The sequence below is a fragment of the Eubacterium ventriosum genome, from assembly GCF_025150745.1.
Classification (GTDB): Bacteria; Bacillota; Clostridia; order Lachnospirales; family Lachnospiraceae; genus Eubacterium_G; species Eubacterium_G ventriosum.
In genome coordinates, this window is sequence record NZ_CP102282.1 from 2,474,584 (window position 1) to 2,499,131 (window position 24,548).

A 24,548-nucleotide genomic window follows, 5' to 3' on the forward strand; every position below is an offset into this window, starting at 1 on the left:
TTATTTTTTCTTATATTTTACTGTTTTCTCTTTTGTAATTTTGTTATTTTCTCTTGTACTCTTATTGTTTATCTCTTGTAAATTTATTATTTTCTTCTATTTTTTTAAAATCGTTATTTCTATCTTTTACATTATTTCACGATATTGTCATTTTTTCACAATATGATATACTGTGTTATAAAAGAATAAATGTCTTAAACTAAAACAATATCTTAATCAGAAAGGATAACTTATGAACAATCATGAAAGTTTACTAGTTCATGTGGCCCAATTATATTATCAACAAAATCTTAATCAAAGTGAAATATCTAAAATAGTAGGTTTGTCCAGACCAACTGTTTCACGAATGCTTGAAGAAGCTCGCGAAGTTGGAATAGTCGAAATAATCGTACACGATCCTATAAGAAAGAATCATGACCTGTCAGCACGTCTTCGTGATCAACTTGGTCTTAGAGAAGCTTTAATCATCTCCGGTAAATACCAACACGATGTTGCTTTAGAAAAATGTGCTAATGAAGCTGCACAATTCGTTTCTTCTATATTAGATAATAATATGTCAATTGGTTTTTCCTGGGGGCGTGCTATTCGTGCCGTATGTAATGCCTTCCAGTCTAGTGAATACTATAACGTAACTGTTGTACAGATGGCCGGTTGTCTTAGTGTCGGAGATCCAACCTATGACGGACTTGAACTTGCTACCACTGTAGCTCAAAAATTCAATGCCTCTTATACTAATATTGTTTCTCCTGTCTATGTAGACCATATGTTAGTTCAACAGGCTCTTTTAGCTGCTCCTCAGATTAAAAAAGCTTTAGCTGCTACCCGTAATTTAGATATTGCTCTTACCGGTATCGGTACTTTAGATGATACAAATGGTTCATCTTATCTCTTTACAGGTTCCGAAAACGACTTAAAGTTGGCTAAAGAGTACGGGGCTGTAGGACACGTTTTAGCAAGATTAATGGATAAAGACGGTAACGAAGTAACATTTCCGAATCATTATCCTATTGCTGCCCCTTTAGAAGCTCTTAGGGAAGCAGATTGGTCAATCGGTATCGTAGCCTCAAAGGAAAAGGCTTTGGCTACACTTGCTGCCATTAAAGGTGGCTACATCAATTGCCTTATTGCCGATGAGTCCTTAGCTTTAGAATTATTAAAACTAACCAAATAACATTTACTCTTTATATAACATCTATCTCTTTCCTATAAGGGACAGGTGTTATTTTTTTCTATATTTAGTTTTCAATTTTCTATTTTGATTTTAATCGTTTGTTTTCCTATTCTAATTCTTCATCAATAGTTATAACCCACTTAGCACCTTCGCCTTTAGCCATTCTGTCAAAGCCATCTCTCCAGTTTTCGAGGGTTACAAAGTTCTTTGCAGTTTTTTCAGGTACTACCTTTCCGTCTGCCATTAATTCTAATGCCTTAACCCATGATGAAGGTTTCTGACTTCTTGATCCAACATAATTAATTTCTTTATGAAGAATCCAGTCTGTGCAAATTTCAACTTTTGATTTTGAGAAAACTCCCATCTGTACCACAGTTCCTTTTCTTCTGCAAAGATCAAGGGCTGTATTTGCTGCAACAACAGCGCCTGAACATTCAAAGCACTTATCTGCGCCTTCGTTGTTTGTCATTTCCATAACTATTGACTTTAAGTCCTGTGTCATTTGGTCAACTGTAACATCTATTCCACATTCCTTTGCGATTTTAAATCTCTCAGCATCATTTGTTAATCCAGCCATAATAACTGTTGCTCCGCATCCTTTTGCAACCTGTGCAACCATCTGTCCAATTGCTCCCGCTCCAAATACAACGCAGATATCTCCAGGCTGAACATTTCCTTTTTCAATTACTGCATGAACACCACACGCTAATGGTTCTGTAAGAGATGCTGATAATAGCGAAACATTATCCGGTAATACATGAACACTTTCTTCTCTCGATACAACATATTCCGCCATTGATCCGTTAATCTGTGTTCCAATACCCTGTCTATTACCACAAAGATTATAATCCTTGCTTGCACACATCGAACAATGTCCACATGTTGTAAAAGTAGTTTCGCTTGTTACTCTATCTCCCACTTTAATATTTTTTACATCTGGTCCAACCTCAGTAACAATTCCCGAAAATTCATGTCCTAATATAACAGGAGGTTTTGTGCTTCCGTATTCACCTCTAAATGCATGTAAATCAGTTCCGCAAATTCCCGAGTACGCAATTTTGATTTTTACTAAATCTCTTTCTGCCTTTGGTTCTTCCACTTCTTTATAAACCATGTTGTCAAAACCGACCTCTGTTTTTACTACTGCTTTCATATTGTCTCCTTTGTAATAATACATAACTCTTTAATGTATTTCATAAGAATAATATTTGTGTTTACCTTTTGCATTTGTTCAAGTTGATGCACATTTGTATCGCGTTAATCTTAATATAACACCCTTTGGTGAAAATTACAACGCCAAATATTTATTGGAACGTTTTTTTTTGTGAATTTTCACCAATTTTTCGCACTGTTTCTCATTTAAAAAGCTGTTTCTTCCTTTTTAATGTAAAAACAAACTTTCAAAAAATCTGCTAAAAAGTGTTGACAATTTAGTTGTTGAATGAATATAATTAAGTTAGCATTTGTTCAGGTAGACGAAATTTTGTAAATTAATTTGATTATTTGAAAGGAGTATTATAATGACACAAAAAGCTACAATTGATGAAATTCAGAAAGTTGCCAATAAGATTAGAAAGCAAATTCTGGGTGTTGCACTTGAAAAAGGTGGTTGCTACTTATCTCAGGCTTGTTCTTCAGCTGAGATTGTTGCCAGCCTTTATATGGAAATAATGAACTTAGGACCTTCAACAGGTAATCCTGAGCCAATCCCATTCCCTGGAGTTCCGGGACCGGATAATATGGATTATCCAAAGGGAGCATATTACAATGGATGTTACAAACCAACTAAGCCTGGTATGTTTGTTGGATGTGATGCTGACAAAGATCGTTTCTTTGTTTCATGTTGTCACTATGCATCAGTTATCTACTGTGCATTACAGGCTACAGGTCGTATTTCAGAACATGCTATGGATAAATTCAACGTTGACGGTTGGAATATGGAAATGATCGGTGCTGAACATTCTCCAGGATTCGAAAATACAGCCGGTTCATTAGGACAGACAATCTCAATCGCTGGTGGTACTGCTCATGCTCGTAAGATGAGAGGTGATACCGGTAAAGTATTCGTTATGCTTGGTGATGGCGAATTGCAGGAAGGTCAGACTTGGGAATTTGTTGAATCTGCTGCTTTCTATAAATTAGATAATATGGTAATCGTTAGTGATTATAACTGTCAGCAGGTAGAAGGTGCTACTGACAATCAGACATGTGTTTCTAATATGGCTGATAGATTTAATGCATTCGGAGCTAAATGTGTTGAATGTAACGGACATGACATTCAGGCAATTATAGATGCTTGTAATGTTGAACACGAGGGAAAACCTTTAGTAGTTCTTTGCAAGACAAGTGGTACAACAATGATACCACCTCTTGAGAAAAAGAAACCATTCTTACATTTTGTACGTATTCCTAAAGACTCTCCGGATAGAGCTGAATACGAAAGAATTTATGAGGAATTATAGAGAAGGGAGTTAAGAAATAATGAAAATAGAAGTAAACACACATGAAAGATGTATGCTTGATTTTGCAAACAAACATCCAGAAACATTAGTATTATCAGCTGACTTAGGAACTTCCTGTGAAGTTAAGAAATTCAGAGCTGAGAAACCGGACCAGTATTTAACAATGGGTATTGCTGAGCAGAATATGTGTTCATGGGCTGCAGGTTTAGCTCGTGAAGGTTACCGTCCTTTCTTACACACTTTCTCAGTTTTCCTTTCACGTAGAATTTTAGATCAGGTGGAAATGAGTGTTGCATACCCTAATCTTCCTGTTACATTTGTAGGTTTTGTACCTGGTATTACTACTCCAGGTGGAGTAACACATCAGTCAATCAATGATGTTGGTATTATGCGTACAGTACCAAATATGGCCATTTTTGATGTTGGTGACGCTACAGATATTGAAGGCGTTTTAGATTTAGTATATGAATGGAATGGTCCTGCTTATATCAGAATGCTTCGTAAGGAAGTTCCAAGATTATTCCCAGCAAATGAGCCTATGGTATTTAATAGAGCCAGAACAATTACAGAAGGTGATGATGTTCTTATCCTTTCATCATCAATCTGTACAGAAGAAGCTATGCGTGCTACAGCTGCTTTGGAAGACAAGGGTGTATCAGTTCAGCATATGCATGTTTCAACATTAAAACCATTTACAGATCCTACTATTGTAGAAGCTCTTAAGAAATGTAAATATGGTGTTGTTACAATGGAAAATCATTATAATATCGGTGGTTTAGGTTCAGCAGTTGCTGACTTAATGGCTGAAAATGGAATTGGTAAGAAGTTAATTAAGATTGGTCTTAACGGTTACGCACATGGTGCTTCAAAGATGTACTTGATGACAAAATATGGTATTGATGCTATGAACCTTGTTAAATCTGTTGAAGAACTAATTGGTAAAGATCTTGGTATCAAAGAAGATGATCTTGACAATCAGCGTTTCGTAGACTTTTTGGAAGTGTAATCTAAGGAGGATAAAAATGAGCATGTTTTTAGAAGAGAAGAAAAAAATTATAGATGCAGGTATTAAACTTGATAGATATGGTCTTATTTCATTAGCAGGTGGTAACGTGTCCATGAGAATGCCTACCGGAGAAATTCTGGTTACACCTTCAGGTATGATTTATGAAGATATGGAGCCTGATGATGTTTTAGTAATGGATATTGATGGAAATATTATTGAAGGAACAAACAAACCTTCATCTGATACACCTGGTATATTATATATTTTCAAACATCGTCCTGATGTTATGGCTACAATTCATACACATCAGCCATATGCTACAGCTATTTCTCTTATTCAGAAAGAATTCAGAGCTGACCTTACAACTGTAGGCAATGCCTGTGGCGGTAACGTTGCAGTTACTGAATATAGTTCACCAGGATCAGTTGAAATGGGAATGGACGTAGTTAAGTACTTAGGGGATAGCCTGGCAGTTATTTTAGCACATCATGGTGTAATGACAGTCGGAAAGAATTTGAAACAGGCATTAACAGCTGCTGTTTACTTGGAAGAAACAGCAAAAGGCTATTTAGCTGCCAGAGCTTGTGGAGAAATCGAACATTTATCAGATGAACAGATTAAACAGACTGTTGAGATTTACAAATATGTAGGTCAGGGTACAGCCGATATGCCTGAGGGTTTAACTGACAGAATTAAATAAATTATAGACTATGAAATAGAATCTGTAACTATACACTCTATGATAAGTTATGGAGCTGTAAGTTCATAAAATGGATTTGCAGCTCTTTTCATATATCTAACTTATATAAATACCCATATCAAAAGCGCCTGTATGATTAACAGGCGCTTCTTCATTTACTATATTAAACTTGAATTCCTTAAATTAAAAGCTAATAATATTCTTAATAACTTCTGCATCTACTTTATATGGGCAATTAGCTAATTTTCTTTGATTAGAAAGGATTAACTCTCCTGTTTTGTCTAAAAGTTCCTGTGGAAATTTTTCATATCCACAAGCCTTCTTATAGAATTTGGAAAATTCTTCTACTGATTCAAATCCTGCTGCCTTCAAAACAAATTCTTTATCCTCATCTGTAGCTTCATTAATATAACCAGGCAAAAAATATCCAACTGCTTTTCCATGAGGAATTCCTAATTCATAGGTAATAGGATAACTTAATCCATGTGGAAGAGATGTTCCTGCGTGAGCAATGCACATTCCCGCCAACGTTGAAGCATACATCATATTGTGGAAATCCTCATCTGTAGCTTCTCTATTTCCAAGTAACACATCTTTAAATTTACTCCATGCTTCTAAGCCTTCTTTTGCAAACATCTTACTATATTCGGTTGCATTATTGTTAATACAGCTTTCAACAATATGAGCTAATGCATCAATTGCTGTGTCACAGATTACTTTCAAAGGTGCATTTTTAATATATTTTTCATCAACTAAAGCCATCCTTGGAAATATTCTATGAGACATTGATTTTTTAGTTTTCTCATTATGCACCGTTAAAACTGCTACAGTTGTAACTTCCGAGCCTGTGCCACATGTAGTTGGTACTTCTATAACCGGCAAAGATTGTGAATTGGAAACTGACTTGTATAAGAAATCCTTATTTTCATTCTTATGGTAAATCATTACTCCTATCGCTTTTGCCGCATCCATTGGAGAGCCTCCACCAATACCTATTATAAAATCACAACCTGCTTTAACACCTATTTCTCTGGCCTCCATTACAGTTTCTACAGATGGGTTTTCCTCTACGCCATCATAAACTGTATATTTAATATTCTTAGATTTTAAAGCATTTATTACATCATCTAAAGAACCGTTCTTTTTTGAAGAATTCCTGCCTGTTACAATTAAAGCATTTTTGCCCATCTGAGCTATTTCATCTGCATGATTATGTACACAATTTTTTTCCTGATATACTAAAACTGGAAGATTAAAACGCATTATACCACCTTTCTGCGATAAATAATTTTATTATTTACGATATAATCTGTTCTGTTTTTTATTTGAAATTAAGTAAATAAATTTTTCCAAATTTCTTTATTTATTGCAATAATATTTTACCATATTAAAGATTTTTTTTCATTAAAATAAAAAACTCAATCTTTATTTTTAGATCAGAGCTTTTTACTACAACTATTTAGAATATCCTATTGCCTCAGCAAACTTTTCTGCCATTTTTCCAGGCCAGCACCCCAGAATATAATTAACTACATCCTGTTGTTTTTCCTTTATAAATTCTTGTGTATAAGCCTCCATATAACCAATTTGTCTATCGTTAAACTTGGCCTTTTCTGCCTCATCAGAAAGTATACTTTGATGATATTCATATTGCTTTTGCATCTGCTCTTTTAATGCTTCAAAATATTTCGCTGCATTTTCAAATCTGCCTAAAATAACCTCTGCATTAATTAGATATTTATAAATATCTCTTAAGAAACCTCTACAATATGATTTCAAATATTTATTTTCACCGAATACCTCTATTAGTCTAATTGCCCACTGACCAAATTCTACTGCACGCAAAGGTTTCTGCCATGAAAAAGTCTCCATTGCGTACAAATTTTCCTTGTTAATTGCACGAACAAAATTTTGAAGATTTTTAGTTACTGCTTCATCCATTGCATCAATGCCATTCTCAAAAGCTTCCAACTGTGCCAAGATACTTTCCTGAAGTCTGTTAGAAGATACTGATGGCAGTTGTTCAATATGTTCTCTGGCATACGCATAATTTCTATCATGTATGTAAATCCACGCCAACGCAAAATGTGCACGTTCAATCCATTCCTTATTGTTTGCAAATCTTATGGCATTGGAACCGTACTTTATAGCCAATTCCCTGTACTCAGCCCACTTGTCCTCGGCATATTTTTCCAAATCTACAAATCTGCTTAAATTTGCAACCTGCTCTACAAAAAAAACTGAATAAATATAATTATCTGGTGCTTCATAAACTTTCTTTAACATAAACTGACAGGATAAAAGTGCTGCTTCTGCCTTTCTCCCTGATTCAGTTTCTATTTTTTCTATATGTCTTTTTAGTTCTACATAAACATTGTCATCAATTTCATTTTTCTCTAATCCAAAGAGATAATCCGTTGAAACATTAAGTGTTTTTGCCAATGACACTACCATAGAAATATCAGGCATCCCTGTTCCTGCTCGTGTCAACCCTAGACCAAAAAAAATTAATTTTTTTGTACCCTCAAATATCACTTTCCATTATACCTGCTATCGCAGTATATTGAAAGCAATACTTATGCCTGCTGAAGAAAGGAGTGCCATATTTTTTCGGCACTCCAAACTCCATAAGCATCCATCTTACTTGAAAAATGGATCATCTGTATTCCATACAATCTCTATATTGTCCTCTCCATTGATAATCACTTTTTTGATTACCTTCTGGATTTTCTCTCTGTCAAAAGATTCCATATTGATGATACTTTCTAACTGTGTCTCAAACTTACTAGAAGAATTATCTTCTGGCGGTATTTCTGTTTTAAGCTGTTCGATTTCCTGATGCAATTCATCAATCTGCTCCACCATCGCCTTTGAACGCTTGACATACTCTTCTCTAGTGAGCTTGTCATCCTTATAATCAGAATACAACATCATTTTTTTACTGCTGAGGCTCTTCACCTTCTTTTCAAGTGTTGCAATCTTTTCTTCCGGAGATACTTCTTTCGATTTACCAGCTTTCTTTATTCCTTTCTCATCCAGATAAGCTGTTGCATACATATTTACAATTTTCATGATTGCATCTTCAACCTTGGCAATTTCCACCCTGTTGCTTTTGCATGGAGAATTTTTCTCAATTCGGGACGATGAGCAAAGAAGAATGTCACCTTTTACCCTTTTGCTGGGTGCCAAGGCTCTGCCACATACCCCACAATAATAAAACGGATTATAGTTTCTCTTACCACGCTTTGGACGAATATATTTTTTTGAATTAGCGTGTGCCATATCAAATAATTTCTGAGTAATAATAGGTTCATGACAATTCTCTATCACAATCCATTCGTCTTTAGGCACATAGGTTGAAGTGTTATTGCTGCCTACCCTCTTCTTTGTTTTATTCCATATCAGTTTTCCAAGATAAACTTCATCGTTTAATATATCGCGGATAGAAGAAGTACTCCACAAGCTTTTCACTTCAACTGCATGAAAAAAGTTTTTGCTTCCTTTTCTCTTCTTATATGCGGATGGTGTATCAATACCGTGAGCATTTAAGTAATTTGCCACTTCCGTTTTTCTTTTGCCCTGTGCGGTCAGTTCAAATATCAGCTTAACCACTTCTGCTGCTTCCGGATCTACAATAATCTTATGCTTATCATTTGGGTCTTTGACATATCCATACCTCAACTGACCACTAATGTTCTCCCCATTCAGTATCCTTGTGTGCTTTGCAGAACATATTTTATTGGACAAGTCCCTGCTATAAAGCATATAAATTAAATTCTTAAACGCAACATTCATACCACCGGTGGAACCATCATAGTTATCGCTGTCATAATTGTCATTAACTGCAATAACCCGCACCTGATAAAGTGGAAGTATCTGCTCCAGAAGACTTCCAACTTCAATATAATCCCTTCCGAGTCTGGATAAATCCTTTACTACAATGCATGATATTTTCTCAGCCCGGATATCCTCCATAAGCTTCGTATAGCCTGGTCTTTCAAATTTTGTTCCAGTAAATCCATCATCACAGTATTCCTGTACCTTCGTATCCTTAAGCTCCGAATGATTTTCAATATATGCTTTTAACAATTCCCTCTGGCTGGATACACTGTTACTCTCCTCTTTCCGATTTAATGATACATCTTCATCTTCCATAGAAAGGCGAATATACATAGCAGTTATCTTACTCATTCAAATCACCTTCTCTCTTATTTTTTACCTGTAACAGTTCTTCCAGACAATCATCATAAACCAGATTTACGGAAATTCTGCCACCTTCAAACACCTGTACCTTGTCAACAAATGCATCTGCCAGCTCTTTGTTGAGTTTTCTGCATTTCAGATATTTATTGATAAGATTTTCCCAGTCTTCATCAATCTTATAATTCTTTGAATACAAGTTCTGAGATATTAAAAGATTATCTATCTCCTTCTTCAAAGCTTCGCTTTTTAAAAGATACTGCTGTTTTAATGTCAAATATTCACTCTCATTAATCAAATGTTCGGAATAATCTCCATATAACTCAGAAAACTTGCGGTTTACCTTCTCCAGTTCCCTGCGCTGTCTGGTAATGGCTTTTTCATACACATCGTATTTTTTCAGTCCACTACTTCTTGAGTTTAATTCCCGTATTACGCTTAATGCGTCAATACAACAACGCATATGATTTGAAATCTGAGCAAATACAGCTTTGTTGACATCCTCCTGATCAATTTTGTGTCTTGAACATGCCGGATTAACGCCATCTGAAAAAGTTCCACAATAATATACATACGATTTTGTTGTTCTTGGAGCAAGTCTCATTCCCTTGCCACAATCTCCGCATATAATTTTTCCCTTTAGTAAATTCTTTTCGTTAGTTGGATGTTTCTTAAACTCTTTTGCAAAATAAGCATCCGAGATTTCCTTTACTCTTTCCTGTGCCTTTTCAAATGTCTTTTTGTCGATAAGCGGCTCATGCGTATTTTCAACAACGACCCATTCACTTGGATCTGTTGCATGGAGTGGAATATTATTGTATTTCTCAATTACTACTTTCCCATGCACCGCCGAACCAATATAAGGGAACTGCTCCCTGTCACATCAAGCCAGCACTCATCAATTCCATATGGCTCCTGTCTGTCCGTATATTCTGCATATATCTCATGAGCCATTCTTGAGAACCGAAGATATAAGTCCATTCTTGGTGATACAAATGTTATGTCCGGACAGACCTGCTTTGCCTGCCAGAGTGCCATTCCTGTTTTCACACCGTACTTCTTGGCAATATAGTCGGCTGTTAAGACAATCCCATGTCTTGCCTCCGGGTCACCGCCTACTGCCAGTGGCTTTCCTGCAAGCTCCGGATGATGCAGATGCTCAATCGAAGCATAGCAACAGTTGATATCTGAATGAAGTATTACCCTGTCTCCCATCTGCATAACCTCCTGCATTTAATCTGTCACTACCATAACCTTTAGTCCAAGTATATGAGTAATGTTTCTTACAGGGCATAGTATAACCCCAAGAATAATCGACTGTCAACGGACACATGTGTCCTTTTTCTCATTATATTGGATTTTTAACTTGAATAATTGGCACTATTGCTATATACTATGGAGTGAAAAGAGACATTTGAAATCAACAAAATGAAAGAAAAGAGGCGTATGTATGTACTCAATCGGAGAAATCATTTCATCATATAGAAAAAAGAAAGGCTTGCTCCAACAGGATCTCGCTGATGAACTGGCAAAGGAAGGCATTACCATTTCCTATAAAGCCATATCCAACTGGGAGAGAAATCTTGCTGAACCAAGCGTTACCATATTTTACAAAGTGTGTAGAATCCTTGGTGTTACTAACATGTATGAGGCATATTTTGGAGTAAATCCTACTGATCCTTTCTCCTCACTTACTGATGAAGGCAGGGAAAAGGCTATGGATTATATCAATCTGCTCCACGCATCCGGAATGTATGAAAAGCAGACTGCTAAGATAATTCCATTCCGTAGCATTGATATTTTTGAAAATGCCGTATCAGCCGGAACCGGTAACTTCCTTGTAGACGGACCGAAAGAGACTGTACGCATAGATGAATCTATCCTGCCGGAAGATACTACTTTCGGTGTCCGCATTAGTGGTGACAGTATGGAACCAGAATTCCACAATGGTCAGATTGCATGGGTATTACAACAGGAATCTGTTGCTAATGGAGAAATCGGCATATTCGCTCTTAACGGAGAAGCCTATATTAAGAAATTACAAAACGATAAAGACGGAATTTTCCTTATCTCACTCAATGAAAAGTATGCACCTATCAAGGTCGGAGAAAACGACCGCTTAGACATATTTGGAAAAGTTCTTGGAAAATCTGATGCTTCTGCTATTACAGGACATTGTCGATAAAATTGCAATTCCTTTTTATTGGACACATTATTTTGCATAATTGAAAATAAGAAAATATCTATAGAACTGAAAGAAGGGATTTTTATGGCGGTTACCAATAATATCAGAGAAATCCGAGAGCAGCGTGGCATTTACCAGGATGACCTTGCCGCTGCTATCGGATACAGCACCAAAACTGTCGGCAGGATAGAACGTGGGGACAGCACCCCATCTGCCGAGTTTATGCTGCGAATATCAAAGTACTTTAATATGCTGGTGGAAGATGTATTCCATGTGGAAGATTGAGCTGGGTATTTTATCCAGCTTAATCTTCCGCTCCCTGTAAATGAGAATTTGTCCGCTCCTTTATATAAAATAATTCCATTTTTCAGAACTACTAACTATTTTTCTTATCTAAATGACATTGATTATCTAATTAACTACATTATTTTCTGTCTAAAATATCCATAAATTCGTCGCCTGTAATTGTTTCCTTCTCATACAGGTACATAGCCAGTTCGTCCAGTTTTTCCCTGTTTTCAGCAAGGATTTTTCTTGCTTTTTCATGCTCTGCTTTTACGAGCTGCACGACTTTTTCATCAATTTCCTTCTGTGTATCTGCAGAACAGGAAAGAGACGTATCGCCGCCAAGATACTGGTTGGTCACGTTTTCCATTGCCACCATGTCGAATTCATCTGTCATGCCGTAGCGGGTGATCATCGCTCTTGCAATTTTTGTTGCCTGTTCGATATCATTGGAGGCTCCGGTCGTGATCTCACCAAATACGATCTCCTCTGCCGCACGTCCGCCTGTAAATGTAGCAATCTTATTCTCAAGTTCTTTTTTCGTCATCAGATATTTATCACCCTGCTCAACCTGCATAGTGTAGCCGAGTGCACCTGAGGTACGCGGGATGATCGTAATCTTCTGGACCGGAGCTGAATGACTCTGTAATGCAGCTACCAGAGCGTGTCCTATCTCATGATATGCAACAACCTTCTTCTCTTGATCTGAAAGAACCGCATTCTTCTTCTGATATCCTGCAATAACCACTTCTATACTTTCTTCGAGATCAGATTCATTTACAACGGTCCTTCCACTACGGACAGCACGTAATGCTGCTTCATTTATGATATTGGCAAGCTCCGCACCGGATGCACCCGATGCCATACGTGCAATCGTATGCAGATCAACATCATCAGATGCTTTTATCTTCTTTGCATGAACCTTTAAAATTGCTTCACGGCCTGCAAGATCCGGCAGTTCAACCGGCACACGTCTGTCAAAACGTCCCGGACGTGTAAGTGCCGGATCTAACGACTCCGGACGATTCGTTGCAGCAAGAATGATGACACCATTATTTCCTTCAAATCCGTCCATCTCTGTAAGAAGCTGGTTTAAGGTCTGCTCCCTCTCATCATTTCCGCCCATTTGTCCGTCACGCTTTTTACCAATGGCATCAATTTCATCAATAAACACGATACATGGTGCCTTTTCCTTTGCCTGTCCGAAAAGATCTCGAACTTTGGAAGCTCCCATACCGACAAACATCTCAACAAATTCTGATCCGGACATTGAGAAAAATGGTACATTTGATTCACCCGCCACTGCTTTTGCAAGCATTGTTTTGCCGGTTCCCGGAGGTCCTACAAGAAGGACACCTTTTGGCATAGACGCACCTACATCGGTATACTTCTTCGGATTGTGAAGATAATCAACGATCTCTGAAAGGTTTTCTTTCGCCTCATCTTCTCCTGCAACGTCTGAAAAACGGATTCCCTCACTGGATTGCACATAAATCTTCGCATTGCTTTTTCCCATTCCAAAAGCCATCGAATTTTTTCCTCCGGCATGCTCCATCAGTTTCTTCGCCATATAATTTCCCAGTGCGATAAAAAGGATCAATGGCAAAACCCCTGTCAGCAGGAAGCTGATGATCGGTGACATCTGCTTATCGATATCTTTTGCGAATACTGCTCCACATTCATATAGCCTGTCCGTCAGGTTCGGATCGTTCATCAGACCTGTTTTATAAATATTTTTTTGATCTTTATCTGTAAAGATGATCTGATTGTCCTTAACTTCTACTTCACCGATATTCTTCTTCTCGATCATGCTCATAAAAGTTCCATAATCCGTTTCCTTTACCTGATGCTCCATAAGGATTGGTGTGACAACCAGATTAAATACGATCAGCACTATTAACACAATCCCATAATAATATGCCAGTGGTTTTTTCGGTGTTTTAACTTCTTTCATGGTCTTTCCTCCTGTTGTTCTGCGATATACTTTCTCCGTGCATTTTCGTATTATTTATTCTGCCATCTGACTTCGCCCTTGGACAGAAGCGGATAACAGATCAGCTGATCTGAATCCAGATTTTCCGCATGCATGTCAACCGCTGTGATCTGATGATTATCATAAGTCGTATAATAATAAATACCTTTTGCTGTATTACAACAGGACGTGTATATCGTGATCTCATATTTGCCTTCTGTCACCTCACAACATCCACGCTGCTGATCTACAGATCCTAAGATATGGAAGAACTGGCTTACACTCTCACCCTCTTCTTCACCGGAGATCGAATTTAATTTTGTAAAGGCAACTTTCACAAATCTTGACTGGCTGGAAAGATCTCCAGGTATTCCCATTCCACCCATTCCTCTGCTATATGCATCAAGCTGTAATACTCCTGCAAAAGTACTCTCCGGCTGTTTTCTGGATACTCCGGCATAATTATTCAGTGCAAACATCTGACCCAGGAATGGTGGATTATTGGTAAGCACTCCTACCGGATTATCATATACATGCAGCCCATCCTTCATAGACTCAACAACGATACAGGCGTCTTTGTCTGCAATGATCCAGTGAAGCTGTGCTGTCGGCAGCTGTTCACTGAATGCTGTGCCTGTCAGTCTCATTGCTGCCAGCTTCTCTCTCGCCTCTGCTACAGTAGCACACTGTGTAAGGATCCATGGGATGAACTCGAACTGTGCCACCTGGCTGACTTCTGTTTCATCTTCCGGCAAAGCCTCTTCATATGCCGCATTGCCGACAAAATTAAGACCTGCCATTCCAAGGCCTTTTTCATTAACAGCATCATAATAAAGCGGATAACCTCCTGCAACAAATGCCATTCCGATCAAAGCATAATGGCTTTTTATCTTCCCGGCAAACCGGAAATCAAATTCGTAATTTCTTGGCGTTATCGTGATCTGTTCCCCATAGGAAAATTCATAATCAAGCGTTCTGCCCATATAAAAATCTTTTGTTTTGTAAGTTGCTGCTGTACACATATCGAACACCTCTTCTTTCTGCTATAATAATCCTGCAAACAATCGCATAAACAACTGTTCGAGCCGTAAATATGCACTCCGTCCTGTGCGGTACTTTTTGGTCACTTCCCTGCATTCATTCATGGTTGCTCCCAGATCATCTCTTATATCCAAAACTGTCTGACTATCCGCCATAAAACAACCATTTTCAAAGTGGTGATAAAGCAATGCCATTCAGTTAAGCATCATTTTAGTGGTTTTCTGTCATAGAAAGCCACTGTTTTTATACCTAAAACTTTAAAAATATTACAAAAAACAGTTGACAAGTAAGCCAATATATGTTGCGTAAGCCTTGATTATAAACATATTTCAAGGCGGCTCATTATGGCTGATTTTTCTTATCTAATTTAAAATCCACACTCGACAACTGCATCACAGAACTCGATGAAATTCACTCCATGTTCTGCCGTAATCCGGAAAGTGATTTTACTAGGAACCGCAAACTTTCTTTCCGCGAATATATTCAGTTTATGCTCCAGATGCAGAGTAAATCCGTTTCAAATGCAGTAAACATATGCAGGGCATATCTCAAACACGATGGTAACGAAACAGAGTCCATGCTTCTCATACAAAAGTATCTGACACCTGTCAAGTACAATCGAAAATATCCTATCCACCTCCGTCCAAAGAGAAATAGGGATTTCATGTATCGGGTTGCATAAATCTCGTTACCATTATACTGCATTATAAGGCAAATAAGCAATCTGTCTTTTTGTCATAAAAAACCTTATCTAAATGACATTGAATGATTTATTTTCTATCTAAAATTTTATTAAAGCGACTAAAGACTCCATAGTTTGTGTGTTTGACTTACTGTTTATATCTATCTTCTCCTAAATATTTTTCTAGTCATTGCAATATAAAATTGCTTATACAGTCTCTCCCTTAAGCGTCCTGGTATTCTGGATAATATACAGAGCGACCGATATGACCATCATTATAGCGCACAAACCAATCAACAGATCTGATACCATCGGTGTAATTTGGAACCATATAATATCCCTATTTGGTATGTAACTTGCTTTTACTAATCCATGGCGTACCAGATCGGCAATCCACTCTGCATCTTTTACATCCGTCTTACGTCCGGGAACTCCTTTGATATGCTGCGCATTCACAACCATGATCGGTATCTGTTCTTCTTCAAATATATTATATACAGGTTTCCAATAAGAGCCCGTACTTTCCATGGCAGCCATCTCACAATCTGTTTCTTTCAGCCACGAAACTAATTGGAGATCTTGCAGGCCTCCTGGATTCTATCGACCAGCTTTTTGGAAAATATAATGCTTTTTTATAATCTAATAGCTTTTGAAAATCTAATGCTGCTATTTTAAATCCGAAGAATAACCGGGTACGTTTTTTGCCATGCACAGGTATCTTGTCCACATGATATCTTCGACGAAGAAGAGAGGGAATTGCTTCTACTCCATTTCTAAATTTTGCATATTCAGAAAATTCTTCCGTCTGCATGTACTGTAATTGTTTTGCACGACCAACGGATTTCCAAGATACTTCCTTTCGGACTCGTGTTTTTAGAAAACGCGACTGACACCGTTCTTTGTAAGGACATCCTTCGCAGTCACTTATCCGAAAATACGCAACGGAACGCTCATTGCCTGGATCATAGATACAGTCTTCAGGTACACGATTATTCTTACATTTGATGAGATATTTTCCATCATCAGTAAAAACAAAATCAGCATATATTTCATCTGGTTTGCGTCCTGTGAAATTGGTTGTAACAAGTTTTAGATTATGTTCAGATGCTAAACGTGAGTTCTCTTCTCCGCTGTATGCCCCATCGGCAACAATAAAAGAACCATCAGAAAAATCTTTTTTCTCATTAAGATAATCTTTCATAAACTGATTATCTGCGTAGGTATTTTGCTGGTAATCGTAGACAATGACCAGACTGCTTTTTTCTCCGACAGCTTCAACTACGTTTCCAACGTATCCAAGATGTCTGCCACCTGCTTTATAGCGGAAAGTGGCTTCTGGATCAGAAGGATTAAGCAATACTTCTGAAGGATTTTCAACTTCCTCTTTTTTGTCGAAGCCGCCTTGAGCCACCATCATCAATGATTGTGCGTTCCTTTAATAGGCGAATAAGAAGCTGATATTCACTTGTATCATCAAAATCACCGGTTGAATCACAAATCTTTATCAAGATATCTGCATCTTTCATCACAACAACGTTTCTCTCAGTTGCATCCATATCCCGCTTGTGATAAATGCATTTATTATAATCATCTTTTTTAATATAATGATATTGTTCATCCGGAATTTTTGTTCCACGCTCATCCATTATTTTGCAAAGATTAGCAACACAAGTATAAAACAATTCAAGCAATGAGAGGTTTCTGATATTTGCAGCAACCATTAAACTGTCCATACGTTGTTTATCCGGAGTGATATCCATAAAATCAGATATTTCTTTTGCCATTTTTACAACACATTCATGAATAAGATCAACATCATGCTCTGTTTCCTCTTGCTCTAAACCTGCTGAGGGTTCTGTCACTAATTGGCTGCTCTTCAAAACTGGTTGTGTGCAGTGCATACTGATAGCGGATATCAAATGCCATAGCTTCAACGATCTCATCGTCAGTAACATTAAGAGCTTCTTTAAGAATCAGTGCCCCAACAATCACATTGACCGGAGTATTAGGTCTGGATGCTTTTTTACTGTAAAGAACAGAAAAAATATTTTCATCAATAGCAGGAAAAACTTTGTCTGCAAAAGTATTTGCCCATGATTTTTCTAACATTCGTTTTTCGCGTTCTGTAAGATTAAAAGTACTGTCTAAAACAGTAAGCTGTTGATTATCATTTTTAACAAAAGACATATAGATCACCTCATAAAATGCTACCTACATTTTACCAAAGAATCCAATGTTTTTACATATCGTGTTAAGTTTTCAAGGTACAAATTTATATCAAAGGCTATAAACCTTTTGACACCCTAATCTTTTATTTTATCTTCTCCGGAGCAGTTTTTTACACTGGCTTACAGGTGCATCCGATTCCCAGTCCATCCGGACCGATATGACAGGACAAACCGAAGGAAAGTTTATCACACATGACTTCCATTCCCGGGAAACTTTCTTTAATCTGGTTTACCCATTCTTCTGTCACTTCATCGGTACTGCTGGACGCCGCCATCAGGTACACTTTACCCGCAGCATATTCTTCTCGGAAATTCGTTTCCAGCTCATGCTTCATTGCATCGATCATAACTTTACGTGATTTCTTCATACCACGGCATTTCTGGTAGATATCAAGCTTTCCTGTGCTGAAATGCATAACAGGTTTGATATTCAGGACATCTGCTGCCAAAGCTGTCACAGAGCTGACTCTTCCTCCTTTTTTGAGATATTTCAGTGTGCTGAGACCGATATAAATTGTCATTTTTTCTCTGGTTTCTTCAAGAATTTTCTTGATTTCGACTACACTGTATCCTTCTTCTGCCATTTCTACTGCATCAAGAACAGAACGATGCATCGGGGTTGCCACACGACCGTTATCTACGACAAACACCTTACCGGCAAATTCATCTTCATTTGCCATGGCTTCTGCTGTCATACAGGACCCACTTAAAGCACTACTAAGAGGAATATAAACAATCTCCTCATATTCTTTCAGCATCTCTTTCCACATATCCATAACTTCTGTTGGTGACGGCTGAGATGTAGATACATCTACGCCCTTTCGAAGCATATCATAAAATTCATCTCTGGAAAGATCTACTCCTTCACGATACACTTTCTCTCCGATATAAAAGGGCATCGGTAGTACCTTAATTCCGAGTCTCTGCGCTTCTTCGCTCAAAATTCCACTGTGGCTGTCTGTCATGATTCCTATTTTCTTCATAATATCTTCTTCCTTTGTAATCTATTTTTATAACGTCTTAATAATCGGCATTACACTTCATTTATATTTGTATCATATCATTATTTTTCATTCGGCATAATAAAGGATGACGCAATTTCCTCCTCCGCATACTCTTCCACATCCGTTCTCGTTACTCGTTTTATATGTTGTTTTTTTAGGCGCAGATATACGAACTCCCGGAATATAGTATAAAATACCGATACAAGTGGAATGAAAATCAGCATACCTATAATTCCCATAAGATTTCCGCCGATTGTAACTGCCGCCAGTACCCAAATTGATGGAAGTCCTACTGATCCGCCAACCACATGAGGATAGATCAGATTACCTTCTATCTGCTGCAAAAGCAGAAAAACTATAATAAATAAAACTGCCTGTTTTGGATTTACCATAAAGATCAGAAAACTTCCCACGGCACAGCCAATAAAGGCTCCAAAGATAGGCACCAATGCGGTAAACGCGATCAAAATTCCAATTAAAAGTGCATATGGCATTTTTAAAATACTTAGCGTGATAACAAACATCATTCCGAGAATTACTGCTTCCAGACACTGCCCTGCAAGAAAATTTGCAAATGTCCGATATGTCAGCGAACATATGTTAAGAATTGCATCTGCTTTTTGTTTTGGAATAAAAGCGAAAATCACTTTTCTTACCTGTAAATGTAATTTTTCCTTCTGAAAAAGAATATAGCATGCAAAGGAAAACGAAATAAAAAAGGTCGCTAATCCACTGGCAATGGAACCTACTGCTGACATCGTCGTATTCATCATATTTCCGACTCCGTTTCCAAGAAGACTTATTCCCCATTTAATTGCCTGATCAGGCTGAAACTGCAGCTGATCTACCAATTTCATAATATCCTGATTATCATGTGAAAATTCCCGAATCCAGTTTTGCATCTGTGGAATAAAATCTGAAATACTCGTCATCAGATTTCCCATGGTCTGTGTAAGCTGTGGAATCACACCAAACATTACCAATACCATTACACCTGCTGCCAATATAATTGTAAGAAGCAGGCTTATCGGTCTCGCAGCTTTTTTTCCTATTTTATTATTTTCTTTTATCTTTCCGAGCATTTTCTTTTCCAGGAAACTCATTGGTACATTAATCACAAAGGCAATTGCACCACCAAGCGCAAAAGGAAACACAATTTTCCATATTGACTTCAGCACTTCAATCACCACATCGAATTTCCACAAAGCAACTACAAGAAATGCCGTAAACACAATCAGTTCTCGAATTTTTTTCATAGAACATCTACTTAAATTCACTATCTTTCCCCTCTTTTTCTTAGTTTCATACGTATACACTTAAGTAATTGAATAATCAGAAGGCTTGCAAAAGCATATAAATATACACATCCAAGCTGCATCAGATTCAACGTTTCCACTTTGAATAAGTTATGGAAACCAGGAACCGTCAGTACTGTTGTAATGAGTACTGCACCTAACACAAATGCTCCCTGAAGCCACTTGTTATGAAAGAGACCTTTTGTAAAAATGACCGGATGATCTGATTTGCAATTATATCCATGAAACAAACGTGCCAGACAAAGAGTTCCAAAAGCATACGTGCTTCCAAGCAATGTACCATTCTGGTTGTATCCTGTCAAAAAACTGATCATTGTCATTGCTCCAATTACCAAACCTTCCAGACCGATTTTGCTAAGAAAATCTTTTGTCAATATCGACTCATCTGCCAATCTCGGTTTTTCACTCATCACTTCACTTCTATCCGGCTCTAAGCCTAACGCAATTGCCGGAAGACTATCCGTCAAAAGATTAATAAAGAGTAAATGTACTGGTGCAAATGGCACCGGAAGTCCTGCAACCGATGAACAAAGAACGGTTAAAATTGCTCCGAAATTTCCTGACAAAAGAAACTGTATCGCATACTTGATATTCTGATATAAGTTTCGTCCATTTTCCACTGCTTTTACGATTGTTGCAAAGTTATCATCTGTAAGTACCATCGCTGCTGCATCTTTCGCAACTTCCGTTCCGGTCATTCCCATTGCAACACCAATATCTGCCTGCTTTAATGCCGGTGCATCATTGACACCGTCTCCTGTCATTGCCACAATCATTCCTCTTTCCTGCCATGCCCGAACAATGCGAATTTTATGTTCCGGTGACACTCTTGCATACACAGAAATATTTGAGACAAATTCTTTGAGTTCCTCGTCACTCATATTTTCTATATCTGCCCCTTCACAGGCTTCCGATAAATCATGTAATATTCCAACTCTCTTTGCAATTGCTGCTGCTGTAATTTTATGATCTCCGGTGATCATAACCGGTCGAATTCCCGCTTTTATACATTCCGCTACCGCAGCTTTTGATTCTTCTCTCGGAGGATCCATCATCGCAATCAAGCCAAGAAATACTAAGTGATCCTCATCTTGTATCGTTAATGTGTGATTCTTAGGAATTTCACGATAGGTAAAAGCCAATACTCTTAAACCTTCCATCGAAAATTCCTGATTTTGACGTTGTATTTTTTCTTTATCTTCCTCAGTAATTTTTCGAATTCCCTCTTTCGTCCAGATTTGCTCTGTACGTTCCAGGAGCTTGTCGACTGCACCTTTTACAATCATTTGATTTTTACCATCTATCAGGTGAAGTGTTGACATCATCTTTCGATCACTGTCAAATGGCAGTTCTCCATTTCTTGGATAAAGCTTTCTTACGCTTGCCGCCTCTATCCCATATCGACTTCCAAGATTAATCAATGCTGTTTCTGTTGGATCTCCAATTTCTACTCCATTTTCATTTGTCGAATCATTACATAGAATACTGTAATTTAAAAGACATTTTTGTGCCTGATCTGATATATCAATTGCCTCTGCTGAAATTCTTTTTCCATCTATATAATAATCTTCAACCGTCATTTTATTCTGTGTGAGCGTTCCTGTCTTATCCGAACAAATAATAGAAACACTTCCAAGTCCTTCTACCGCCTGTAGTTTACGAATGATTGCATGCTCTTTTGCCATCTTCTGTGTTCCGAAAGAAAGTACAATTGTCACGATAGAACTTAGCGCTTCAGGAATTGCTGCTACTGCAAGTGCTACTGCAAACATAAATGCACTGCTGATCTTTTCACCGCGGAACACATTTATTGCAAATAAGAGTCCGCAAAATACCAGAATCATAATAGAAAGCTTCTTTCCAAAGACTTCCAAGCTCACCTGAAGTGGTGTCTGTTTTTCCGAAGTTGACTTCAAAAGTCCTGCAATCTTTCCGACTTCTGTCTGCATTCCTATATCCGTTACAACAGCTTTCCCACGCCCATACGTTACAAAACTACCGGAAAATAACATATTTGTCCGATCACCAAGTGGCGCTTCCGTCAATATTGTATCCATGTTTTTCTCAACTGCAAGACTTTCTCCTGTAAGAGCACTCTCATCAATCTTAAGACTTGCATTTTCAATCAGTCTTCCATCAGCCGGAATCATATCTCCTGCTTCAAGCAGTATCACATCTCCAACAACCAGTTCTCTTGCCGGAATTTGAACGACTGTACCATCACGCAATACTTTTGCCTCCGGGCCAGAAAGATTCTTTAAACTCTGCAGAGATTGTTCTGCTTTTACCGTCTGTATTGTTCCCAAGATTGCATTGATCGTAATAACCGTCACGATAACTGCCGCACTTTCCACATCTCCAAGCATACCAGATATGATTGCTGATGCAATTAGAATCAGTACAAGAAAATCCTTATACTGTTCAAAGAAAATCTGCAGGATACCTTTCTTCTTTCCTTCTGTAAGTTCATTCCACCCACACTTTTCTCTGGATCTTTTCACCTGTTCACTCGTAAGCCCAGATTTCTTGCCATTCACCCTTTCAAGAACCTCTTCTACCGTCTGCTGATAAATTTCCTTCATCACTTCCGCCTCCTCGTTCTCCTAAATATTTTTCTAGTCATTGCAATATAAAATTGCTTATACAGTCTCTCCCTTAAGAGTCCTGGTATTCTGGATAATATACAGAGCGGCCGATATGACCATCATTATAGCGCACAAACCAATCAACAGATCTGATACCATTGGTGTAATGTGGAACCATATAATATGCACCGCTGCAGTTCCATATAATAAAAAGGTTACTATCTTTCCATGCCAGTCTGCACCATGTACTTTTCCTGTCTTTCGTATCACAAGACATCCACTGACTGCCATATACAGCTCCTTACCTGCCATTATTACGATTAAAAGAAGCATATGCGGAAACCGAGTAAACAGACAGATTAACATCGCTGCCTGTGTCAGCTTATCGGCCACCGGATCAAGTATTTTTCCCAAATTACTAATCATATGGAATCTTCTTGCGATATATCCATCAGCAAGATCCGTAAGACCAGACAGCAATAAGATTTCTCCAGCTAACAGAGGATTTTTCTTTACACAATAGCTCCATATAATTACCGGAATCAGGCAAAGCCGAAAAAAAGAAAGAAGATTAGGAACCGTAATAATTCTATTCAAATTTTCTTCCTGATTCACTTCACTCTGCATGTACGGTCGCCTCACTTTCCTTTTTTTTTGACATAAACCAATAAAATATAACACAAAATGCTAAAGCAAACACAACACCAAAAACATTTTGAATCACTCTAAGACTAACCGCTCCTTGTAGTCCATAAGTCTCTGCAGCAATGGCTAAAGCACCAAATGTGTTAAATACTGCCTGCCAGCCATATTGTGCTGAAAGTCCTACACCGATTCCACCAAGAATTCCTATATATGCATAGATTGACGAAGGAAGCAAAAAATATAATACTGTAAAACATATAACACCTGCAATATTTCCGACAATCCTTTTACGGACTCTGTAGTGCATATCTTCCATAAATGGCAAAATCGCGGACATGGCCGCAATACCAGCCCACATTGCACGTGGCATATTACAAAGTTCTGCAATGCAAAGGACAATCGGTACGCATAAAATCTGACATATCTGCCATTTTGTTCTGGAAGAAGTGATATCAAATTCTTGTATCAGATCTTTCAGATTTCTTTTATAAGTTCTGTTTTTATGATTTCGATAAAATACGAAGCAGGTAAGTGCTGCACCTAAAGCCATTCCGACTAATCGCATCTGATAGCTTTTTCCCGTAACATCATAACCATATAGCAGCAGATACCCAAGAACCAATGTAGATTGATTAAACATGAATGGATTATGGCATCCGAACAGAATCAACACAGCCAGTGCCGCAATATTTAACAGCATTCCCAATACCGGTGAAAACTGATTTGCTAAATGCGGACATACAGTCATAATTACAAAGAACAAAGCCAAAAGCATCGTAGATTGTCCGGTGTGGATCCCCAGATCCGCATTCCGAAATACCATAAGGCATAATAAAACTACTACACCCACAATACTATTCTCATTTCCAAATAAGATACTGAAAATAGTAACAAATAAAAAACAAAATGCCATTGTAACAGCTATCTTTACCAAATATACCAGTATATGATATGATTTTTCTTTCACTGTTTCACTCTTTTTCAACAGATTTTTAGAACCTGCCTGATTTAACTGCAATTCCTGATAAAATGTCATGTAATTCCTCCTCTATCTGTTTTTCTTAAA

At 37.7% G+C, this 24,548-nt stretch carries 21 protein-coding genes and 3 pseudogenes; 6 read left to right on the plus strand and 18 right to left on the minus strand.

The window, feature by feature from the left end:
- Nucleotides 1–232: 232 nt before the first annotated feature.
- Entirely contained in the window at nucleotides 233–1,171 is a 939-nt protein-coding gene (locus NQ558_RS11070) for a sugar-binding transcriptional regulator (RefSeq protein WP_005360304.1), read from the plus strand.
- 106 nt (nucleotides 1,172–1,277) lie between these two features.
- On the opposite strand, the gene NQ558_RS11075 is transcribed toward NQ558_RS11070, so the two are convergent.
- A complete protein-coding gene (locus NQ558_RS11075) occupies nucleotides 1,278–2,324 on the minus strand; it encodes a zinc-binding dehydrogenase (RefSeq protein ID WP_040446306.1) in 1,047 nt (348 codons plus the stop codon).
- 367 nt (nucleotides 2,325–2,691) lie between these two features.
- Between NQ558_RS11075 and NQ558_RS11080 the strand changes: the two genes are divergently transcribed.
- Genes NQ558_RS11080 through NQ558_RS11090 form a run of 3 tightly spaced genes read left to right on the plus strand, consistent with a single transcriptional unit; the run spans nucleotide 2,692 to nucleotide 5,339 of the window.
- Nucleotides 2,692–3,633 (plus strand): thiamine pyrophosphate-dependent enzyme, encoded by a 942-nt coding sequence (locus NQ558_RS11080; protein ID WP_005360301.1) that lies wholly within the window; start codon nucleotides 2,692–2,694, stop codon nucleotides 3,631–3,633.
- A 19-nt stretch (nucleotides 3,634–3,652) separates the two neighbouring features.
- Complete coding sequence (locus tag NQ558_RS11085; RefSeq protein ID WP_005360300.1) at nucleotides 3,653–4,639, plus strand: transketolase family protein; 987 nt, start codon at nucleotides 3,653–3,655, stop codon at nucleotides 4,637–4,639.
- Nucleotides 4,640–4,655: 16 nt separating this feature from the next.
- A complete protein-coding gene (locus NQ558_RS11090; protein WP_242652104.1) occupies nucleotides 4,656–5,339 on the plus strand; it encodes a class II aldolase/adducin family protein in 684 nt (227 codons plus the stop codon).
- Between the two features lie 183 nt (nucleotides 5,340–5,522).
- Here NQ558_RS11090 and NQ558_RS11095 read toward each other — a convergent pair whose 3' ends face one another.
- The 5 genes and pseudogenes from NQ558_RS11095 to NQ558_RS11115 all read right to left on the minus strand — a co-directional run.
- Complete coding sequence (locus NQ558_RS11095) at nucleotides 5,523–6,602, minus strand: iron-containing alcohol dehydrogenase family protein (protein ID WP_005360290.1); 1,080 nt, start codon at nucleotides 6,600–6,602, stop codon at nucleotides 5,523–5,525.
- 192 nt (nucleotides 6,603–6,794) lie between these two features.
- Nucleotides 6,795–7,808, minus strand: coding sequence for a hypothetical protein (locus NQ558_RS11100; RefSeq protein ID WP_005360276.1), 1,014 nt, complete (start codon nucleotides 7,806–7,808; stop codon nucleotides 6,795–6,797).
- Nucleotides 7,809–7,979: 171 nt separating this feature from the next.
- The gene (locus NQ558_RS11105) at nucleotides 7,980–9,530 is read right to left on the minus strand and encodes a recombinase family protein (RefSeq protein ID WP_005360274.1); all 1,551 of its coding nucleotides are present in this window, start codon (nucleotides 9,528–9,530) and stop codon (nucleotides 7,980–7,982) included.
- Nucleotides 9,523–10,386 carry a recombinase zinc beta ribbon domain-containing protein gene (locus NQ558_RS11110; RefSeq protein ID WP_242652102.1) on the minus strand — a complete coding sequence of 288 codons (864 nt, stop codon included), beginning with the start codon at nucleotides 10,384–10,386 and terminating at the stop codon, nucleotides 9,523–9,525. The genes NQ558_RS11105 and NQ558_RS11110 overlap by 8 nt, the downstream gene beginning before the upstream one ends.
- A gap of 14 nt (nucleotides 10,387–10,400) precedes the next feature.
- Nucleotides 10,401–10,754, minus strand: a pseudogene (locus NQ558_RS11115) (DNA polymerase Y family protein); the annotation flags it as partial.
- A gap of 235 nt (nucleotides 10,755–10,989) precedes the next feature.
- Between NQ558_RS11115 and NQ558_RS11120 the strand changes: the two are divergent.
- Both NQ558_RS11120 and NQ558_RS11125 read left to right on the plus strand, forming a co-directional pair.
- A complete protein-coding gene (locus tag NQ558_RS11120) occupies nucleotides 10,990–11,724 on the plus strand; it encodes a helix-turn-helix domain-containing protein (RefSeq protein ID WP_005360266.1) in 735 nt (244 codons plus the stop codon).
- An 18-nt stretch (nucleotides 11,725–11,742) separates the two neighbouring features.
- Nucleotides 11,743–12,009 carry a helix-turn-helix transcriptional regulator gene (locus NQ558_RS11125; protein WP_242652100.1) on the plus strand — a complete coding sequence of 89 codons (267 nt, stop codon included), beginning with the start codon at nucleotides 11,743–11,745 and terminating at the stop codon, nucleotides 12,007–12,009.
- Between the two features lie 139 nt (nucleotides 12,010–12,148).
- On the opposite strand, the gene ftsH is transcribed toward NQ558_RS11125, so the two are convergent.
- The 12 genes and pseudogenes from ftsH to NQ558_RS11190 form a co-directional block, all read right to left on the minus strand.
- Nucleotides 12,149–13,963: an ATP-dependent zinc metalloprotease FtsH gene (gene ftsH / locus NQ558_RS11130; RefSeq protein ID WP_005360262.1), complete on the minus strand. Its 1,815-nt coding sequence runs from the start codon at nucleotides 13,961–13,963 to the stop codon at nucleotides 12,149–12,151.
- 50 nt (nucleotides 13,964–14,013) lie between these two features.
- The gene (bsh, locus tag NQ558_RS11135) at nucleotides 14,014–15,003 is read right to left on the minus strand and encodes a choloylglycine hydrolase (RefSeq protein ID WP_005360258.1); all 990 of its coding nucleotides are present in this window, start codon (nucleotides 15,001–15,003) and stop codon (nucleotides 14,014–14,016) included.
- A 21-nt stretch (nucleotides 15,004–15,024) separates the two neighbouring features.
- Nucleotides 15,025–15,207, minus strand: a pseudogene (locus NQ558_RS11140) (hypothetical protein); the annotation flags it as partial.
- An 833-nt stretch (nucleotides 15,208–16,040) separates the two neighbouring features.
- Nucleotides 16,041–16,280, minus strand: a pseudogene (locus NQ558_RS11150) (IS110 family transposase); the annotation flags it as partial.
- Nucleotides 16,243–17,121: a transposase gene (locus tag NQ558_RS11155; protein WP_008370190.1), complete on the minus strand. Its 879-nt coding sequence runs from the start codon at nucleotides 17,119–17,121 to the stop codon at nucleotides 16,243–16,245. The pseudogene NQ558_RS11150 and the gene NQ558_RS11155, both read right to left, overlap by 38 nt.
- Nucleotides 17,078–17,566, minus strand: coding sequence for a uroporphyrinogen decarboxylase/cobalamine-independent methonine synthase family protein (locus tag NQ558_RS11160; RefSeq protein ID WP_040446298.1), 489 nt, complete (start codon nucleotides 17,564–17,566; stop codon nucleotides 17,078–17,080). The genes NQ558_RS11155 and NQ558_RS11160 overlap by 44 nt, the downstream gene beginning before the upstream one ends.
- Nucleotides 17,520–17,891 (minus strand): transposase, encoded by a 372-nt coding sequence (locus NQ558_RS11165; protein ID WP_005360252.1) that lies wholly within the window; start codon nucleotides 17,889–17,891, stop codon nucleotides 17,520–17,522. Before NQ558_RS11165 ends, NQ558_RS11160 begins: the two co-directional genes overlap by 47 nt.
- A 151-nt stretch (nucleotides 17,892–18,042) precedes the next feature.
- Complete coding sequence (locus NQ558_RS11170; protein ID WP_005360251.1) at nucleotides 18,043–18,915, minus strand: DegV family protein; 873 nt, start codon at nucleotides 18,913–18,915, stop codon at nucleotides 18,043–18,045.
- Nucleotides 18,916–18,995: 80 nt separating this feature from the next.
- Nucleotides 18,996–20,192, minus strand: a complete 1,197-nt coding sequence (locus tag NQ558_RS11175; protein WP_005360248.1) for an AI-2E family transporter — start codon at nucleotides 20,190–20,192, stop codon at nucleotides 18,996–18,998.
- A 20-nt stretch (nucleotides 20,193–20,212) separates the two neighbouring features.
- Nucleotides 20,213–22,834, minus strand: a complete 2,622-nt coding sequence (locus NQ558_RS11180) for a cation-translocating P-type ATPase (protein WP_005360247.1) — start codon at nucleotides 22,832–22,834, stop codon at nucleotides 20,213–20,215.
- Between the two features lie 57 nt (nucleotides 22,835–22,891).
- Nucleotides 22,892–23,464: a CDP-alcohol phosphatidyltransferase family protein gene (locus NQ558_RS11185; RefSeq protein WP_005360245.1), complete on the minus strand. Its 573-nt coding sequence runs from the start codon at nucleotides 23,462–23,464 to the stop codon at nucleotides 22,892–22,894.
- Entirely contained in the window at nucleotides 23,454–24,518 is a 1,065-nt protein-coding gene (locus NQ558_RS11190; RefSeq protein ID WP_005360242.1) for an FUSC family protein, read from the minus strand. Before NQ558_RS11190 ends, NQ558_RS11185 begins: the two co-directional genes overlap by 11 nt.
- Between the last annotated feature and the right edge of the window lie 30 nt (nucleotides 24,519–24,548).